Annotated in this window: 15 protein-coding genes; 1 reads left to right on the top strand and 14 read right to left on the bottom strand. The window is 61.4% G+C overall.

Translation table 11 applies throughout. The annotated features are described in order from the left end of the window. The first annotated feature begins 47 nt into the window (after positions 1–47). On the top strand, positions 48–1,904 hold the full coding sequence (locus ACMTA2_RS03715) for an O-antigen ligase family protein (RefSeq protein WP_413793768.1): 1,857 nt from the start codon (positions 48–50) through the stop codon (positions 1,902–1,904). A gap of 88 nt (positions 1,905–1,992) precedes the next feature. On the opposite strand, the gene ACMTA2_RS03710 is transcribed toward ACMTA2_RS03715, so the two are convergent. The 14 genes from ACMTA2_RS03710 to waaF form a co-directional block, all read right to left on the bottom strand. Further along, a complete protein-coding gene (locus tag ACMTA2_RS03710; RefSeq protein WP_413793767.1) occupies positions 1,993–2,877 on the bottom strand; it encodes a glycosyltransferase in 885 nt (294 codons plus the stop codon). Next, positions 2,874–4,028 (bottom strand): glycosyltransferase family 4 protein, encoded by a 1,155-nt coding sequence (locus ACMTA2_RS03705; protein WP_413793766.1) that lies wholly within the window; start codon positions 4,026–4,028, stop codon positions 2,874–2,876. The genes ACMTA2_RS03710 and ACMTA2_RS03705 overlap by 4 nt, the downstream gene beginning before the upstream one ends. Then, on the bottom strand, positions 4,025–4,909 hold the full coding sequence (locus tag ACMTA2_RS03700; RefSeq protein WP_413793765.1) for a DUF6625 family protein: 885 nt from the start codon (positions 4,907–4,909) through the stop codon (positions 4,025–4,027). The genes ACMTA2_RS03705 and ACMTA2_RS03700 overlap by 4 nt, the downstream gene beginning before the upstream one ends. A 59-nt stretch (positions 4,910–4,968) precedes the next feature. Beyond that, positions 4,969–6,387: a PIG-L deacetylase family protein gene (locus ACMTA2_RS03695; protein WP_413793764.1), complete on the bottom strand. Its 1,419-nt coding sequence runs from the start codon at positions 6,385–6,387 to the stop codon at positions 4,969–4,971. 8 nt (positions 6,388–6,395) lie between these two features. Continuing rightward, positions 6,396–7,292, bottom strand: coding sequence for an antimicrobial resistance protein Mig-14 (locus tag ACMTA2_RS03690; RefSeq protein ID WP_060739465.1), 897 nt, complete (start codon positions 7,290–7,292; stop codon positions 6,396–6,398). Next, positions 7,292–8,422: a glycosyltransferase gene (locus tag ACMTA2_RS03685; protein ID WP_413793763.1), complete on the bottom strand. Its 1,131-nt coding sequence runs from the start codon at positions 8,420–8,422 to the stop codon at positions 7,292–7,294. Before ACMTA2_RS03685 ends, ACMTA2_RS03690 begins: the two co-directional genes overlap by 1 nt. Further along, complete coding sequence (locus ACMTA2_RS03680) at positions 8,406–10,163, bottom strand: carbamoyltransferase family protein (RefSeq protein ID WP_413793762.1); 1,758 nt, start codon at positions 10,161–10,163, stop codon at positions 8,406–8,408. The genes ACMTA2_RS03685 and ACMTA2_RS03680 overlap by 17 nt, the downstream gene beginning before the upstream one ends. 353 nt (positions 10,164–10,516) lie before the next feature. Then, positions 10,517–11,971 (bottom strand): lipopolysaccharide kinase InaA family protein, encoded by a 1,455-nt coding sequence (locus ACMTA2_RS03675; protein WP_413793761.1) that lies wholly within the window; start codon positions 11,969–11,971, stop codon positions 10,517–10,519. Continuing rightward, positions 11,971–12,723, bottom strand: coding sequence for a lipopolysaccharide kinase InaA family protein (locus ACMTA2_RS03670; protein ID WP_413793760.1), 753 nt, complete (start codon positions 12,721–12,723; stop codon positions 11,971–11,973). The genes ACMTA2_RS03675 and ACMTA2_RS03670 overlap by 1 nt, the downstream gene beginning before the upstream one ends. Beyond that, positions 12,720–13,454, bottom strand: coding sequence for a lipopolysaccharide kinase InaA family protein (locus tag ACMTA2_RS03665; RefSeq protein ID WP_413793759.1), 735 nt, complete (start codon positions 13,452–13,454; stop codon positions 12,720–12,722). Before ACMTA2_RS03665 ends, ACMTA2_RS03670 begins: the two co-directional genes overlap by 4 nt. Further along, positions 13,454–14,260 carry a lipopolysaccharide core heptose(I) kinase RfaP gene (rfaP, locus tag ACMTA2_RS03660; RefSeq protein ID WP_413793758.1) on the bottom strand — a complete coding sequence of 269 codons (807 nt, stop codon included), beginning with the start codon at positions 14,258–14,260 and terminating at the stop codon, positions 13,454–13,456. Before rfaP ends, ACMTA2_RS03665 begins: the two co-directional genes overlap by 1 nt. After that, on the bottom strand, positions 14,257–15,381 hold the full coding sequence (locus ACMTA2_RS03655) for a glycosyltransferase family 4 protein (RefSeq protein ID WP_413793757.1): 1,125 nt from the start codon (positions 15,379–15,381) through the stop codon (positions 14,257–14,259). The genes rfaP and ACMTA2_RS03655 overlap by 4 nt, the downstream gene beginning before the upstream one ends. Continuing rightward, complete coding sequence (gene waaC, locus ACMTA2_RS03650) at positions 15,381–16,439, bottom strand: lipopolysaccharide heptosyltransferase I (protein WP_413793756.1); 1,059 nt, start codon at positions 16,437–16,439, stop codon at positions 15,381–15,383. The genes ACMTA2_RS03655 and waaC overlap by 1 nt, the downstream gene beginning before the upstream one ends. Position 16,440: 1 nt before the next feature. Further along, complete coding sequence (gene waaF / locus ACMTA2_RS03645) at positions 16,441–17,475, bottom strand: lipopolysaccharide heptosyltransferase II (RefSeq protein WP_413793755.1); 1,035 nt, start codon at positions 17,473–17,475, stop codon at positions 16,441–16,443. Positions 17,476–17,585 lie beyond the last annotated feature (110 nt).

The raw sequence follows: 17,585 nt of genomic DNA, 5'->3' as shown, positions 1-17,585 counted from the left end.
GCCATCACCACGAATGGCCAACCGATTTCAGGAATGAATTCCGAAGCATGTTATCCAAGCCCCTCGCCACGTCCCATAGAGTTTTCGACTTCATCTGCCAGTGGATTCTTCCGCTTGGTTTCCTGCTTCTTCTGTGCGCCTTGTTCTTTCTGCCAGGGCGCAGCCAACACCATAAATTATTCTACGGCTTGTTCAGCATCCCGGCCTTGATAGCCCTGTGCCTGAGGCCGAGCGCCCTGAAGGAACTGATCCGCGAGCCGATTTTCATTGCACTCCTGATGTTCGCGGGGTGGGCGCTGATCAGCTTGTCGTGGGCACCCGGGAGCGAAACTATCGCGCGCCCGATCAAAATCGTATTGCATACCACATTCCTGTTCGTTGGCTGCTATCTGCTGGTGCGCCATCGCAGCGACCTGCTTCACCCTCTGCTGTTCTGTGCGGCGACCGTCGCTTTGATCGCCTCGCTCTACAATTTGTATGTGTTTGCCCAGATCTACCGACCGGGGATGCGACTGATCGGCGGTGGCGCTTTCGACAATCCACTGCTTGCTTCACACCTGTATGGGTTCTTCTGCGTTTACTGGTTAAGCCTGAGCATGCTCTGGAAAAATCGCCATATTTTCTGGCTGACCGTCCCCGCGGCCCTGGTCATGTTCACCGCGGTCGTCGCAACCGGCTCACGGACCCCTTTGGTCGCATTGTGCGCCGCCGCTATCTGGATAGGCATCCTTTGCTGGAATCGTCGCACGATGATCCTGTTCGGTTTCCTGGTCATTGGCGGCGGCATCGCACTCGTCTTGTTTAACGAGATGATCCTCGCCCGCGGGGACTCGTACCGCTTCGAGATCTGGCAAATCATCTTGCAGGCGATCGCCCAGCATCCCTGGATCGGTCACGGCTACGGTGCCGACCTGGAGGTGGATCCCGGCATAGGCTACATGCTCGCGGAGCCTCACAACTTTGCCCTCGGCGTCCTGTACTACGTCGGGATTGTCGGCTTTCTTCCATGGATTTTTTTCCAGGCCTGGGGATTGCTGAGCAGTTGGCGTTATCGGGCTCACCCCCTGTTGGTGATCGCATCCACGTGGCTGGTATACGGCATGGCAGCAGGACTGACTGAAGGAGGGGGCATTCTTTCCAGGCCGAAGGAGCATTGGTTCCTGTTGTGGATCCCACTGGCCCTGATCGCCGCCTTGAGCATCAATTACCGCGCCAGGCGCTTGCTGGTCACGCCCGTGCAACGACTGACACCGCACGCCCTTAACAGCCTTACCGCGGGCGCACAGGTCATCGAGTCCGACGGGTTGGGACCAAAAGTCCTGCGCCTGGAGGGGGGAGATTTCCTCAAACTGTTTCGAGTACGCCGCTGGTACACCTCGGGGGGCTTCAATCCTTATTCCGAGCGCTTCGCGGTGCACAGCCAACAATTGCGGAACCTGGGAATACCGAGTCCGAAAATCCTCCACGTGTACCACCTGAATGACGGCAGCAGCGCGGTGCACTACGTTCCCCTGCCAGGAATGACCTTGCGCCAGGCGCTGCAAGATACCTCTACGCCGGCGGAACGCCACACCTTGGTCGAACGCTTTGGTAAATTCATGGCGCTCCTGCACGAACGAGGCGTTTACTTTCGCTCGCTGCATCTAGGCAATGTGCTGGTCCTGGAAAACGGTGAATTCGGCCTGATCGATGTAGCCGACCTGCACCTCTATCCGTCGTCTCTCAGAATCGCCCTTCGCCAGCGCAACCTGCGCCACCTGCAGCGCTATAAGGAAGATCACGGCTGGCTTTTCGAACAACATCTTGAGGCGCTGCTTGACGGTTACGCCATGGTTGCCTCAAAACCGGCAGTGGATAACCTGCAAAAGCGTATTTTGTCGAGGAGCAGCCCGGCCGGGTCATGAGCCCCCCTCGAACACCAATCCTTTAGCCCAGGTCGCTCTTGAGCACTGAATGCTGCGGCCCGGTCCTTCCAGAGGCGCCGATTGGGGCTCAGTGTTTTTCCAGCGGACAAAAAAACAGGCGACCCAGGCCTCGCCAGGTTTTTTTGTTCCAGGCCCGGAAAGGAATCTGCGCTAGCAATTCGCGAGCGAATGCGTGGTCGCGGTTGGACGTTTTCAGGAACATGGAATTGAGGAACTTGTAGCGCACCTGGTCATAAAGCGGATGATCGCTAAACAAGGCATAGGTGTTCAGGATGCTCTCGGTCATGAACCGATGGTTCTTGTAGGAGTTGGTCGCGTGCTTGCGATAGCGCGCCATCAAGACGCTCAGGCCGTCGATAAAATAGCCGGCATGGGTCACTTTCAGTTCGATCAGCAAGTCTTCCAGGCGAATCTGCGGATCGAACCCACCCACCTTTTCCAGCGCCTCGCGACGAATCATCAGGGTCGGCGCCGGTGGATAGGGTTTGCGCTCCATGAACATGTCTTCGAAATCCAGGCGTCGGAAGGGCACCTCGCGATTCTGACGACTCTCGGGAAACAGATTTCCGTCGGCATCGATCAGCTCGATATTACCCGCACAGATACCAACCTCAGGCTTGCCGTCCATGTAGGCCACCTGAACGGCAATCCGCTCGGGCAGCATAATGTCGTCGGAACCAAACGGCACGACCAGGCTGCCACGGCAGCGGGCGATCGCTTCGTTCAGCGTGTTGGTCAGCCCCTGGTTCTGCTGGACTCGAAAGTCGAAGCCGTGGACCGCTTGCAAGCGCTGGATACGTTCGACGCTGTCATCAGTGGAACCATCATCGATTACCAGCAGCTCTATATTCGGGTAGGTCTGCCCCAGGACACTGAGTATGCATTCCTCAATGTATCGGCCATGGTTATAAGACGCGATGATCACGCTTACGAGAGGTTGCGCGGCACTCATGGCTGTTCCTTTTTCGCGTCATTCAGGCCGGTCTCGATCAATTCAAGGTATTGTCGGCGGAATACTTCGATGTCGTGCTGCTCGACCAGGTACCGGTAGGCTCGCTCGCCACAAGCCTTGAGCTCGGCATCAGACAGCCCCAGGTAGGTATCGAGTGCCGTTATCAGGCTCGGCACATCGGCGGGCGTTACCGCCAGGCCTGCGGCACCTTGAATCAAAGGCAACATCGCCGGTACGTCCGAAGCGATCACAGGTAGATGTCCACTCATGCCCTCCAGCAGGGCCAAACCCAAGCCTTCGGCCAGGGAGGGCATGGTCCAGATATCGAAGGCTCTCACGTACTGCAGGGCGTTTTCCTTGAAGCCCAGCAGATGGGCACGATCCCTCAGGCCCAACTGATCGATCTGCGCCGCCAGCTTGGACTGTTCTCGTCCGGCACCGATGATCGCCAGTTGGGCCGTGGGGTATTTGTCCTTGAGTGCGGCAAAAGCCTGCAACAGGTAGGTATGCCCCTTGACCGGCACCAATCGACCCAACGCGCCAACCAGCCTCACCGAAGGACTGATACCCAACAGTTCACGGGCGCGCTCGCGCGGTTGCTGCAAGGCCTCTGCTTGTTCGATATCAATGGCGTTGGTGATGGCGTATGTGTTGCGATCAGTAAAACCGCAACGACAGTCCAGCAAATACTGCTTGACGGCCGGTGACACACCGACGAATCGCCAGTGGCCATCCACCAGCCGCTGCGTCTGGCGGCGACGGTAAAATCGATCGTACTCCCCGAATCCGTGGGAGATGCCGATGCACAGCGGGATCTTCAACCATCGATTGAGCTGCAACATCATGTTGACGGGCTTGAAACGATTGCACACGACCACATCGAACTTTTCCCGACGGCAGAACTGGTACAACTGCCACATCGCACGAAGGCGCATCCCCTTGAGGGCCTTGTCGGAAAACTCGAAATAAACCGAACGGTCGGCCCGGCTGACGGGTTCGCCGGGCTGCGGGCGTCCACGCAAAAAAGCCGCTGTCACCTCGTAGCGTTCATCCGGGAGGGCCTTGACGATCTGTTCCGCAAGATCAGCGAAATCATGCTGCTTAACGTTGTAATCCGGCTGCAACTGCAGCACCTTCAACCGCTGACTCATAATTCTCCTTGATGGAAACCTGCCGCATCAATCACCCAGGCAGGCAATGTCGCCAACCGTTGTATCCCGGCGGGATCCGGCTCGGGCAAGACCGCCCACTCGTTGCGCTTCCAGCAGACGAAATGAAAATAAGGGAACACACGGTCCCCATCCCGATCATTCGTCAGGCAGCCATTACGCCAGTACCAGCGAAGGGGGAAACGCTCCGAACCGTCATGCCATTTTATGCAACCACCCGGCGTGCTGAACGCTTCCGTGAACTCACTGCGTCGGCGCCACGGGTTGAATTGACCCACCAGGGTAAACAGCGGTTCGGGAAAGTTCTTGCGCCACAGGAAAATACGACTGAACGCACCTTCGTCGAGCGCGTGGTGCTGGTCGTCGGTAAAACGCTCTTTCCAGTTTTTGATCAGCTTGAATACCTCACGCGCCCGCGCTGTGTTGCGTATCAAGCACAAATGCCCGGCGACTCGCCGCTCATGGGTCGAAAGCAAATCGTGACCGACCAAGCGTTCAGCAGTGAAATATTGTCGAAGATTGCCGTACACCACGTCGATATCGCCAAAGGCCCAAAAATCGTAGCCTTCCAGACGATCGACATGGATGTGGCCGAGGGCAGGTTTGATATCACACAACTTATAGGCCTGCTTTGGCCTGAACTCGATGCCCAATCGCCGGGAAACCAACTGGCAATAGGCTTCGAACGTGGTGCTTTCGATCGTCACGTTAGGTGGAAGATTTTCCGGCTCGCCACAATCGCTGAACAACAGCCAATCAATATCGGCGTTACGCCGGCAGCTTTCGAGAAACAATGGCATCCAGAACGGCCAGCGTCCGAAATACGGAATGATAAAAAGAATACGCGGGCATGGATTGATCACAGCAAGCTCACATTCACCAAGGACGAAGGACGCTGGAGGTCGTTTGCGTCATTTATGTGTTACCTGTGCTTCACAGGTGTCAGCAGCCAGAGAAGCTCGTGGCGCCTGACCGATTTGCGGAAAAAATCGTTCTCGCCATACACAGACCTCACTCTACGGGTCAGGCCATACTGGATCCAGCGCCTCAACCGTCGCTTCAGCGGCGCAGGCGGCTGCAGGTCATGCATCATCCCCAGAGCCATGGCCTTGTCCTGCTGGACGGCCAGTGATAGAGGCACGCTCAGGGGTTGCATCAACTGACTGGGATCAAAGACCGGCGGCAATGCAACACCTTCTCCGGCACTCCCCATCGGCCAGCGATCATTGTCATGTAGATGGTTGGCGTAGCCCAACAGCGTGGTCGGCTGCCACTCCAGGCCTTCGAGGGCTTGCAGGACGGCATGATGGGCGCAGAGATGATCGGGATGCGGATCAAGGGTCGGATGCGGCAGCACAATGACCTCGGGACGCGCCTTGAGCAGCAGTTCGCGCAGGTCCGCCAGCAGGTTGTTCCAGGTCGGTGCGCCGTCGGCATCGCCGGGCAGGGCGAAGGGGTTCAACTGGCGGAACAGCCGGGTATCGCTCAGGCCCGCCTCACGAGAACCCTGGGGCTGGCTCGGCGCGGCTTGCATGGCCGCCAGTTGCAGGCAGAAGTAACCCAACTGCACACAGTGCGCTTCAGGCACCCCGGCCCAACGCGGTATGGCAATGCTGTCCCAGGCGCGCAAACGGCCCTTGAGCCGCGCGGCTTCGACGCCATCCAACCCCATCTTCCGATAATGCTCGGCCTCTATCTCACCCGCAGTCAGGGTCACGATCCAGGCCTCGTCAGCCTGGCTGTACAAGCCGAAGGCAGCCAGTTCGGCATCATCGGCGTGAGGCGCGATGACCATCACCCGTTGACGTTGCACGGGCGGCGGCGTGAAGGACCACAGCGTCGGCTCGCCCAGCAAACGGCAATGGCGCCCGCGCAGGCGCAGCTCGCCCCGGGACAACGCGACGCCCTGCTCGCTGAGGTTGAGGTAGCGCAGGCCGTTGACCCCGCGCTCGAACGTTTGCAAGTCCCTTTCACCGCCCGACAACTCGACGAGCGGGTCGATGAAGCGTCCCAGCCAGGTGCTCTTGATCCGCAGCGCAAGAATCAGCGTCGCGCCATCATCGAGCATAACGCCTTCGTCCAAGCGTAGCCGCCCGGCATTCAAATGCACCTTGGGTTGCTGGGTGAACGGCGCAAAGCTGTACTGGTAATCGTCCCGGGGCGAATAGAACAGGTGATCGGCGAACCATGCTTCGTGGGCGATCCAGCCCAGCACAGCCAGTACCAGAGGCAGCCACCAGGCCACCATGACGCCTAGCACCACCAACACCACCAGGGCGAGCAACAACCCCACACGCTTGTTGCGGCGATGGCGCCTGAGCAATTGTTGTTTACGACTCATGGGTGGGTTCATACGGTAAACACCGGCACGGGGTTACACCAACGGTCCTTGTATTCCCGGTCCGCCCGGCCGAACGAAAAACGCAGCGGCTTGCCGGCGGCACGGGCATGTTCCCAGGCGCTTTGGGTGTTGAGGAAGCTCAGCACGCTGCCGGGGCTGAATTCGCGGGTCTGCGGGTCGACGCCACCGTTGATGTACTCGACGCTGATCCACTCGGGCGCTTCGACGCGATACACCAGTTGGATGGCAATCGGCGCATCGTTGAGAAAGATCACCGAGCCGATCAGCCATTCGCGCAGCAACTCGATCACCTCGCCCATGCGCTCGGCACCGGTGGCCGCAAAGCCCCAGCGACGCAGGAACAGGTCGCAGTAGATCGAGGCCAGCTCGGCGCTGGAAAACTCGCCGACCGGCCGCACCACCCCGCCCGCCTCTTCCAGCAGACGCAGTTCACGGCGCTGGTTGTAGCGAAATTTCTTGGACAGCTCTTCCGGCGTGCGGGCCATGGCCAGTTGTTCCTGCTGCAACTTCAAGCCGCTGAAGCGCCCCTCGTTGAGGGCCGACAGGTAACGTCCGCGATGACGCAACGGGGCTTGGGCATCGGGCGCCGCCGGCAAGATCAGCTCGGCATTGCCCAGGTCGAACAAGCCCTTCTTGCCGCTGCGCTTGAGCACGTCCTTGGACAGTGCCAGGTCGCGGCCCCAGGTCGGTATGGCCGCCTTGAGCTCACCGCCCTGCTCGAACGCCAGGTAACGCACGGGAATCCCGGCCAGGGCTGCCAGGCGCTCGACCACCAGGGGATGGGTGGCTACGCTGCCGCCAAAACGCTGCCAGGCCTGGGCATAAATGGATGCATCGACGGCGGTCCAGCCACGCTCGCGCCAGCCTTGAAATCGATTGAACATCAGGGCCTCGGCGCCAGTTCGGTGACTTGGGGCAAACGCCAGAATGCCTCGCGTACAGCGCGGTCCGAGAAGCGTTCGCGCAAGCGGTCGAGCATCAGTTCGGCGCATTGGCGACGCTGCAGATCATCCATGGCCGCCAAGTGTTGCAGCCCCTGGGCCATGTGCTCGGCGTCGCCTAGCGGAAACAGGATGCCGACGCCTTCGACCACTTCCTTGGCACCGCCGCAGGCAGTGGCCAGCAACGGTACGCCGGCAGCCATGGCTTCGAGCAGCACCATGCCGAACGGCTCATGGTCGGAGCTCAGGGCAAACACATCAAAAGCGCGGAAATAACAGCGTGCCTCGGGCACCTGACCGAGCAACAGCACGCGGTCGGCGATGCCCAGCTCCAGCGCCAACGACCGAAGCGACTGTTCCCGACGACCCTCACCGAGAATCGCCAACTGGCTGTTGGCGGGCAGATACGCCAGCGCCGCCGCAAAACCGCGCACCAAGGTGGCTTGATCCTTGTCCGGGTGCAGGCGGCCGACATTGCCGACAATCCATGCATGCGCGTCCAACCCCAGGGCCCGCCGCGCCTCTTCCCGAGAGACCAGGGCGGCCTGCGTGGCGTCGAGGTCGATGCGGTTGTAGAGGGTCTGGATGCGGGCGGGCGGCCATTTCGCCAGGCAGCGGCGTATGTCGTCGCGCACCGCATCGGAAACCCCGAGCAGGCTCAGGCGCTTGCGAAAAACATGGGCAAACAGCCGACGGGTACGCCGCCGGTAATCACCAAAGGCATGGTGCACGCCGATAACCGGCAGGCGGGTACCCAGCAGGGCGATGTAGATCGGCTTGAAGCGATGGGCAATGCAGAAACTGAAATTGCGCGAGGCGGCGATCTTGCGCAGATCGCCGATGGCGCCCAGCTTCAGGCCACGAATGGCACTGGAGCTGTACTCCATGAACAGCACCTCGTCCGAGGCACACGCCGCGGCGATGTGCGCATCCGCCGCCCCGGTGAGGAACACCGTGGTCACGCGATAACCAGTCCCCGCAAACAGGCTGGCGTACTGACGGGCGCAGTCCAGGAACGGCCCGTCATAACCGTGGCAGAACTGCAGCACATGTCGCTCAGCCGAGCGTGTCATAAGCGTCCACGCCGTCTTTGACCACCAGGATGTCTTCCATGATCAAGTACTGCAGGTCGGAACCGAAGAACATGTTCAACGCGTCGGTCGGCGAGCAGATCATCGGCTCGCCACGACGGTTGAGCGAGGTGTTCAGCGACACGCCGTTACCGGTCAGGACTTCCAGGGCCTTCATCATGTCGTAGTAGCGCGGGTTGTATTCGCGCTTGAGCACCTGGGCCCGGGACGTGCCGTCTTCATGGACGACTTCCGGCACGCGGGTTTTCCATTCTTCGGCCACTTCGAAGGTGAAGGTCATGAACGGCGCCGGGTGATCGACCTTGATCATCTGCGGGGCAACGGTGTCGAGCATCGACGGGCAGAAAGGCCTCCAGCGCTCGCGGAACTTGATTTGTTCGTTGATTCGATCGGCCACGCCACTGGCGCTTGGGCACCCGATGATCGAGCGACCACCCAAGGCACGCGGACCGAACTCCATGCGGCCCTGGAACCAGGCCACCGGGTTGCCGTCGACCATGATCCTGGCGATGCGCTCGGGGGTGTTGTCGATCTTGCGCCATACAGGCTTGCTCGGATGACGGGCGCACGCGGCGATCACGTCTTCGTTGCTGTAGGCCGGGCCGAGGTAGACGTGTTCCATCTTCTCCACCGGCACGCCACGGGCGTGGGACACGTAAGCCGCAGCACCCACGGCAGTACCGGCGTCGCCGGAAGCCGGTTGCACGAACAGCTCCTTGACGTCGTCACGGGCGATGATTTTCTGGTTCAGCTTGACGTTCAACGCGCAGCCACCGGCGAAGGCCAGCTTGCCGGTTTCCTTGAGCACATCGCCCAGGTAGTGGTCGATCATCTGCAGCGCAAGCTTCTCGAACAGCGCCTGCATGCTGGCGGCATAGTGAATGTACGGCTCGTCGGCGATGTCGCCTTCACGTTTCGGGCCGAGCCACTCGATCAGCTGCGGCGAGAAGTAGAAGCCCTTGCCCTTTTCTTTATAGCGACGCAGGCCAATCACGTTGGCGTAGTCGGTGTTGATCACCAGCTCGCCGTTTTCGAACGAGGCCAGGCGCGAAAAATCGTATTTGCTGGCATCGCCGTAGGGCGCCATGCCCATGACCTTGAATTCGCCGTCGAGCATTTCAAAACCGAGGAATTCGGTGATCGCGCCGTACAGGCCGCCCAGGGAGTCCGGATCGTAGAACTCCTTGATCTTGTGGATCTTGCCGTTTTCGCCGTAGCCGAAAAAGGTCGTGGCGTACTCACCCTTGCCGTCGATGCCCAGGATCGCGGTTTTTTCCTGGAAGCCCGAGCAATGGTAGGCGCTGGAGGCGTGGGCCAAGTGGTGCTCGACCGGTTCGATTTTGATTTTTTTCGGATCGAAGCCCAATTGCTCCAGGCACCAGACGATCTTGCGGCGATAGCGCTTGTAGCGACGGTTGCCCATCAGGATCGCGTCGAGGGCCCGGTCCGGGGCATACCAGTAACGCTTGGCGTAGTGCCAGCGCGCCTCGCCGAACAGGCTGATCGGGGCGAAGGGGATCGCCACCACATCCACGTCGGAAGGCTTGATGCCGGCCTGCTCCAGGCAGAACTTCGCCGACTCGTAGGGCATGCGGTTCTTTGCATGTTTATCGCGTACGAAGCGTTCTTCCTCGGCCGCCGCGATCAGCTTGCCGTCTATGTACAGCGCTGCGGAAGGATCATGGCTAAGGGCGCCGGACAGGCCAAGAATCGTCAATGCCACAGGGTCTAGCCTCTTATGTCTGCATACGGGCGCCAAGCGCCGCGAAAGATGGATGTGCCGCGCGCCAAAGGGCGGGGCAGCTAAAGGGCGGGATTATAGCTTAAAAGCGGCCTTAAGCCTCTAGCGGTGAGTGGGCGGCTTGGGGCGTACTGTTTAGAGAGACCACGGCAACCAGCCCTAAGGACTGGTGGCGAGGGGATTTATCCCCGCTGGGTTGCGCAGCGACCCCAAAACCAGTTGAACGTAATCAACCTGACACACCCAGGAGGCCGATTTGGGGCTGCTTCGCAACCCAGCGGGGATAAATCCCCTCGCCACAAAGGCTGTGTCCGACTGTCAAAGTACATTGTCCGCTAGGGTGAGGCGCTATCGACGGTTTTGGGCAGCCGCTGATCGATCACCCGATACAACGCACTGCCCTGCGGCCAGTTGCGCATGAACCGCGCACGATCCCGGGCGTAGGCCGGGGCGAAGCTGGCCTGGGTGCGGTGCTGGCACATGGAGTCAAGGTCGATCAGTGCCCAGCGGTCATGCTGCCAGAACAGGTTGTGGCCCTTGAAGTCGCCATGGCTGATGCGTTCGCGGATCAGGTCGGCGAACAAGCAATCCAGCGCCAGCAACTCGGCCTCGGGCGCTTCACCGTTCTCCACGTAAGGGCCGAAGCGCTCGATGATGTCCGGCCCCGCCAGGTGCTCGGTGACCAGGTACGCACCGCGACGCAGCCACAGGAAGCGCTTTTCCAGCAAGGCCAGGGGCTTGGGCGTGGCGATGCCGAGGAAAGCCAGGCGATGGCCTTCGCGCCAGGAATGCCAGGCGCGGCTCGGGCGCCAGAAGCGCTTGAGCCAGTGGGCGAAGTTCTTGATGTTGTAGCGCTTGATCACCAAGGTGCGACCGTTCGCCTCGACTTTGCCAACGCTGGCTGCACCGCCGGTCTTGTACAGATGGCCCTGGTCGAGCAACGCATCGGCCTGCTCCAGCACCGGCGTCATGGCCGCTTCCTCATCGCGCCGAATCGCACGCAAACCGAAGGCCCCGCGCCGCACGCTGAACAGGCTGCACTCGCGCCCGACTTTTTCGAGGAAATCCTTCAGGCGCCAGGCCTGCACCTTGTCGATCTGTTTTTGCAGCGTTTCCATGGGCAGCGCGTGTTCGGCGTTGCCCAACAGGTAATACACCAACAGCTCTTCATTGAACGGCTGAAGGGATTTGGGAAGCTGGGCGAAAAACACCCCCAGGTTCTCCAGGACTTTCTGCCGCGACAACGGTTGCCCCGGGACTTCGGCGCGGATGCCGGCACCGTCGATCAAATAGAGCTTGCCGCCGTGGCGCAGCAGATTGTCCAGATGCAGGTCTTCCTGCCACAGGCCCTTACCATGCAATTGCGCAATGGCGCCCAAGGCTTCGGCCAGCACCGCCGTCTGTTCGTCAGCCAGCAGAGGCAGGTGTTCGACCTGCTGCCAGGCATCGCCCAGGCTCTCGGCGCCCTCGAGCAATTCGAACAACAACCAGCCGCCTTCCCCTGCCTTCAGGCCATCGGCCAGCAGTTGCGGCGTGGTCAGCCCTTGCTCAGCCAGCAGGCGCACACCTTGCAGTTCCCGCTGGAAGTGCCGGGCGGCCTTGTTGCCCACCAACAATTTGGCCAGCACCGGCCGACCGCGCCAGATCCCCGCACCGACGTAACGCTGCCCCGGCAACACGCGCAACAGCGAAAGCAGTTGCAATTGCGCCGGGCCGGCGGCGTCGGCCAGCTCCAGGCTCAATGGCAGGCTGGGGCTGCGGCCAGCACGCTTCAATTCGGACAACTGCATCAACGGCCTCCCTTGTGGCTGCGCCGAGCGTTCAGGCGGGTCATCCAGCTGTCGACCAGCCCAGCGTCGAGCGGCTGATCCAGGTAGCTGGACAGCAATTGGCGCACATCGGCATCACTCCAGATGGACGCGCGCCGCAGCAACGGCTCCAGGTCCTTGACTCGATCACGCTGGCCAAACAGCAACGGCCGGGTCTTTTCCAGGTCGATCAATTGCGCTTGGTAACCGCCGGCGGTGGTTTGCAGGAAGATGTGTTTTGGATAGAAGCACCCGTGCACCTGATGCCTGCCGTGCAGGCGCCGCGCCAACTGCCCGCAGGCATTGAGGATGGTGGTGCGCTGCGTCGCCGTCAGGCTCGGCCAACGCTGCAATAGCGAGTCCAGGTCGTCCCAGCCATCCAGGGCGCGGGTCAGCAGGATCGCCCGGACCTCGCCATCCACTTTGCGCTGGCCGTAGAACACCGCTTGCAGGGCCGGAATACCCAGCTGCCGATAACGGCTGATGTTGCGAAACTCCCGGGAAAAACTCGGCTCGCCCAAAGGGTGGGACCAGGTGCGGGTCAGGTAATTGCTCTGGCGCTTGAGGTAATAACCCTGCCCCTCCAGCTCCAGCCGGAACACGCTGCTCCAGCCATCGCCCGAGGTGTTGGGTTCGTCTACCGCATCCAGTTGCCGCGCCCACAAGGCCTCGAAGCTGTCCAGGCCATGGCGTTGCAACAACGCCCGGTCTTCAGCGGCCAGAAAATCAGTCATTCACGCCCCTCGAAAAATCTCACCACATGACGGATGCGTTTCTTGTCGCACGCATCGAGCCGGTCACGCTGGCGGTATTGCAGGTAAAAACGCAGGCGCTGCGTGGCCGACAAATGGTATTTGGCCACTTTATCCAGGCACGCCAAGTCCTTGGTGATACGGTACTTGAGCCAGAAACCGCGCCAGAAGTCCCCGTTCGGGCAATCGATCAGAAACAGCTGCGAGCGGTCGTCGATCAACAGGTTGCGCCACTTCAGATCGTTATGGGTAAAGCGGTGCTCGTGCATGGTCCGCGTGTAGCAGGCCAATTGCCGGCTCACACCATCGACCCAGGCACGATCAGCCAGCCTCGGATCTTGACGATCGGCCAAGGCCGAGAGGTCTTCGGTATGGGGCAATTCGCGGGTGATCAGGGCACCACGGGCGTAGCTCGCGCCGTTTCGCTCCAAGCCCCACCCCACCACTTCGGCGGTGGGGATCCCCCACTTGGCGAAGCGCTTGAGGTTCTGCCATTCGGACTTGACCCGTGGTTTACCCAAATAACGCCGCAAGCCTTTGCCAGCCCCGACGTAGCGCTTGACGTAGTAGTTCACGCCATTGCGCTGCACCCGGATCACCTCTGACAACGGATCACGGGTCAAACGCTCCCCTTGCAACCCGAACACGGCCTCGAGACTGCCAAAATCCTCCGCCAGCTCGGCGTATTCCGGCTCCAGATTCCAACCCGACATCAGAGCGCATCCCCGTACCGCTGCTTGCGGGCATACAGCTTGTTGGCCTTGCCTTCGAGCCAGGCCAGCAGCGACGCTTCTTCGGCAAGGACCTGCCGCAGCGGCTGCTGGAAATAGCCTTTGAGAAAACGCAGCTTGTCGCGGCGGGTCAGGCCGATGTCCAGCGCCGAGAAATACAGCGCCGCCAGGTCCTTGTTGCGCCAGCGAGTGGTGATGGCGGGACGGGTCTGGGCGCGGTGCAGGTCGATCACCGAGAGTTTGAAATCCCCTGGCGTCACCGGTTTATCGGTGTGCAGCAGGAAGTGGCAGATGTAGCAGTCACGATGATTGACGCCAGCACGGTGCATCATGCCGGTCATGCGCGCCACCTCGGCGATCAGCGCACGCTTGAGCGTCGGCTGCGGTGGCTGCTTGACCCAGTCGATGCTGAAATCTTCGAGGCTGACGGTCGGCGCCAGCTCTTGGGTGACGATGAACGAGTGCTGGTCCGCCGGGTTACTGCCCTTCTCACCGTAGGCGACAGCGGTCATGGTCGGCACGCCGGCTTCCTGCAAGCGCTGGATCGCCGTCCACTCCTGCCCTGCTCCGAGTACCGGCAGCTTGGCGGTGAGCAGGTTCTTGAAGATCTCGCCCCAACCGATACCACGGTGGATCTTCACGAAAAAACCGCGACCGTCCACCTCCGTGCGCAACGTGCGTCGGGCTTCCAGTTCGCGATAGACCTCGCCCTTGAGCGCTTCGACTTCGGCGAACGCATCGCGCCCGGCCCAAAGACTCTTGAACGGTTCGGCCAGCATCAACTTCATCGTGCGTGCTCCGCCAATATCACATCGGCCGCGTGCTGCGGCATGCTGTAGAGGTCGGCCGTCTCGGCGAAGGCCAGACCGTTGCGGCTCCAGGCCGCCCGTGCTTGGGCGTCGTTCAACATGCGGCCCAGGTAGTCGGTGAGCTGGGCTTGTTCGAACGGCTCGTCCAGCACCAGGCCACTGTCGGCCTCGGCGATGTAATGGGCGTACCCACACACCGCACTGACCAGCACCGGCAACCCGGCCACGAGCGCTTCGAGCAGTACGGTGCCGGTGTTCTCGTTGTACGCCGGATGGATCAACAGGTCAGCCCCCAGCAGGAAACGCGGGATGTCGCTGCGCCCCTTGAGAAACCGCACGTTGTCGCCCAGACCCAGCGTGGCGCTCTGTAGTTGGAATACTTTGGGGTCGTCCTGGCCGATTACAAACAGCCGGGTGCGTTTTCGTAGTTCGGCTGGCAGCGCGGCCAGGGCCTTCAGACTGCGATCCACGCCCTTGGTCTTGAACCCGGAGCCAATCTGCACCAGCAGCAGGTCGTCGTCGGCCAGCCCGAATTCGGTCCGGAACGCGGCGCGGATCTCGTCGGCGTCGGCGGGCCGTCGGCGGTCCTGGGCGATGCCCGGCGGCAGCAGGTGAAAACGTTCCAGCGGCGTGCCGTAGTGCTTGATGAACAGCGGCTGCTGGACTTCGGAAATCATCAGTACGTCGGTCTTGGCGTCCTTGGCGAACACGGCCCGCTCGTACTCGGCAAAATGCCGGTAGCGGCCCCAGCGCCGGTACAGCGAATTGCGCAGGTTCTGCGCCTTGTCTTCAAAACAGCCGTCGGCGGCGTAATACACGTCCAGGCCCGGCATTTTGTTGAAACCGATCAAACGGTCCACCGGACGCTTGGCCAGGTCGGCTGCCATCCATGCGCTGAGTTTTTCGTTACGGCGATGATTGAACAGCGCCTTGACCGGTGCCACCAGCACCTCGAAGCCGGGCGGTACGTCGCCCTCCCAGATCAGCGTGTAGACACGGATCTGGTGACCGCGTCGCTGGCATTCCAGGGCAATGCGCATGAAGTCACGCTGCAAGCCGCCGAAGGGGAAGTACTTATAAAGGACAAAAGCCAATTGCATCAGCGCGGCTCCTCAGCCAATAACGTGCTCAGGTGGCTGGCAACACGCTCGGGGTTCAGACGCGTGAAGCACAGGGGCTGCTCGCGTTTCAGGTCAAACCGCCGGGCATCTTCGGCGGTCGGCGGGTAAGTGCATTGTTTCTGCATGCACGGCGCGCAAGGGAAATCACTGGCGAGGTGAATCTGGCCCTTGCCGTAGGCGCCAGTCAGCACCGGGTTGGTCGGGCCTAGCAGTGAGATGGTCGGCACGTCCAGGGCCGCGGCCAGATGCCCAAGGCCGGTGTCCACGGCCACGCAGGCCTGGGCCCCGGCAAGCACCTTGCCCATGCCGCCGAGGTTCAGCTTCGGCAGGACCAAGGCATTGCGCAACCCACTGGCAATGCGTTCGGCACGGGCCTTCTCGGCTGGATTGCCCCACGGCAGCTTGACGACCACGCCGAACTGCCCCATGCGCTCGGTGAGCTGGCGCCAGTAAAGCTCGGGCCAGTGCTTGGACTCCCAGGTCGTGCCGTGCAGGAACACCACATAGGGGTAGGGGCGTGGCAACTCCACCAGCCGGTCGATGTCGAGGCCATAGCTGCCCTGGGTTTGCGGCAAGTCATAGCCCAGCGCCAGGGCGAACAGCTGGCGCACACGCTCGACCGCATGCTGACCCCGGGCCACTGCCAGGCGGCGGGAGTAGAAACGCGCGGCCAACGGTTCCCGGGCTGAATCCTTATCCAGGCCGGCGATTGGGGCCTTGACGTAGCGAGTCAGCCAGGCGCTTTTCAGAAGCCCCTGGGCGTCGATCACCAGGTCGTACTTTTCGGCGCGCACGCTCTGCTTGAAACGCCGCCACTCGCCGCTCTTGAAGGTTTGCCAGAGGTTCTTGCGCCAGCGACGGATCGCCACCGGGATGACCTTGCCCACGGCCGGGTGCCAGGTCGGAATCTCGGCAAAACCTTCTTCCACCACCCAATCGAACTTGATGCCCGGAATCGCCCGCGCTGCGTCGGTCAGCGCCGGCAGGGTGTGGACCACATCCCCCAGCGACGAGGTCTTGATCAGCAATACCCGCAAGTTACCGAACCTCCACGGGAGTGCCCTGCAAACGCGCCAAGGCCTCGTTCACCGACAGTGGCATGAGCTGGCGCAGGCAGTTGTAATGGCCGAAACGGCAGGTGCGGTCGAAGCACGGGCTGCACTCGATGCCCAGGCGCACGACTTCGACCTGGTCGGCCAGCGGCGGCGTGAAGCCAGGCGAGGTGGAACCGTAGACGGCCACCAGTGGACGGTTCAGGGCTGCGGCCACGTGCATCAGGCCCGAGTCATTGGACACCACCGAATCGGCGCAGGACAGCAAGTCGATGGCCTCAGCGAGGGAGGTGTCGCCACTGAGGTTCACCGACTCTTCCCGAAGGCCTGGGATCAGCCGCGAGCGGATGTCCTCGCCCACCGGGTGATCTTTTTTCGAGCCGAACAGCCAGACTTGCCAGCCTTCGCGAATCTTCGCCTCGGCAACCTGGGCGTAGTGCTCCGCCGGCCAGCGCTTGGACTCGCCGAACTCCGCCCCTGGACACAGGGCCAGCACCGGACGATCCAGGCTCAGGCCGAACTTGGCCAGCGCCGTCTCGCGGGTGACCGGGTCGATCTGCAGGTTCGGCCGTGGATACGGCTTGGGCAACTCGGCGCCCGGCGCGTAAGCCAGGGCCATGAAGCGCTCGATCATCAGCGGGTAACGGTCTTTGTCCAGTGTGCGCACGTCGTTGAGCAGGCCGTAGCGAAACTCGCCACGCCAGCCGGTGCGCTGAGGGATGCCAGCGAAAAAGGGCACCAGCGCCGATTTCAACGAGTTGGGCAACAGGATCGCCTGGTCGTACTGACCGGCCAGGGATTTGCCGATGCGCCGACGGGTCGCCAGTTCCAGCGCGCCGTGGCCGAGCGGGAAGCTCAAGGCCTTGCGCACTTGGGGCATGCGTTCCAGGATCGGCCGGCTCCACTCGGGAGCCAGGACGTCGATTTCGCACTGCGGATGACGCTGCTTCAGGCACTGGAACAGTGTCTGCGCCATCACCATGTCACCGACCCAACTGGGCCCAACGATCAGAATATTCATGTGCTTTCCAAAAACGATACGGGGAGGCCTACGCCTCCCCGCCTCGAGAATCACTGTGGCTTAGGTCGTTGCCTGTTGCCCTAATCTACAACACACCACCAATCCATTGT

The sequence above is a fragment of the Pseudomonas medicaginis genome (assembly GCF_965119365.1).
GTDB lineage: Bacteria > Pseudomonadota > Gammaproteobacteria > Pseudomonadales > Pseudomonadaceae > Aquipseudomonas.
The sequence above is the reverse complement of the archived record's forward strand: the minus strand, read 5'-3'. Positions and strand labels throughout refer to the sequence as shown.

Excerpts from the sequence above, each read along its gene's own strand:
- ACMTA2_RS03715 (WP_413793768.1), top strand. The coding sequence starts at position 48 with ATGTTATCCAAGCCCCTCGCCACGTCCCATAGAGTTTTCGACTTCATC.
- ACMTA2_RS03710 (WP_413793767.1), bottom strand. The coding sequence starts at position 2,877 with ATGAGTGCCGCGCAACCTCTCGTAAGCGTGATCATCGCGTCTTATAAC.
- ACMTA2_RS03705 (WP_413793766.1), bottom strand. The coding sequence starts at position 4,028 with ATGAGTCAGCGGTTGAAGGTGCTGCAGTTGCAGCCGGATTACAACGTT.
- ACMTA2_RS03695 (WP_413793764.1), bottom strand. The coding sequence starts at position 6,387 with ATGAGTCGTAAACAACAATTGCTCAGGCGCCATCGCCGCAACAAGCGT.
- ACMTA2_RS03690 (WP_060739465.1), bottom strand. The coding sequence starts at position 7,292 with ATGTTCAATCGATTTCAAGGCTGGCGCGAGCGTGGCTGGACCGCCGTC.
- ACMTA2_RS03685 (WP_413793763.1), bottom strand. The coding sequence starts at position 8,422 with ATGACACGCTCGGCTGAGCGACATGTGCTGCAGTTCTGCCACGGTTAT.
- ACMTA2_RS03675 (WP_413793761.1), bottom strand. The coding sequence starts at position 11,971 with ATGCAGTTGTCCGAATTGAAGCGTGCTGGCCGCAGCCCCAGCCTGCCA.
- ACMTA2_RS03670 (WP_413793760.1), bottom strand. The coding sequence starts at position 12,723 with ATGACTGATTTTCTGGCCGCTGAAGACCGGGCGTTGTTGCAACGCCAT.
- ACMTA2_RS03665 (WP_413793759.1), bottom strand. The coding sequence starts at position 13,454 with ATGTCGGGTTGGAATCTGGAGCCGGAATACGCCGAGCTGGCGGAGGAT.
- rfaP (WP_413793758.1), bottom strand. The coding sequence starts at position 14,260 with ATGAAGTTGATGCTGGCCGAACCGTTCAAGAGTCTTTGGGCCGGGCGC.
- ACMTA2_RS03655 (WP_413793757.1), bottom strand. The coding sequence starts at position 15,381 with ATGCAATTGGCTTTTGTCCTTTATAAGTACTTCCCCTTCGGCGGCTTG.
- waaF (WP_413793755.1), bottom strand. The coding sequence starts at position 17,475 with ATGAATATTCTGATCGTTGGGCCCAGTTGGGTCGGTGACATGGTGATG.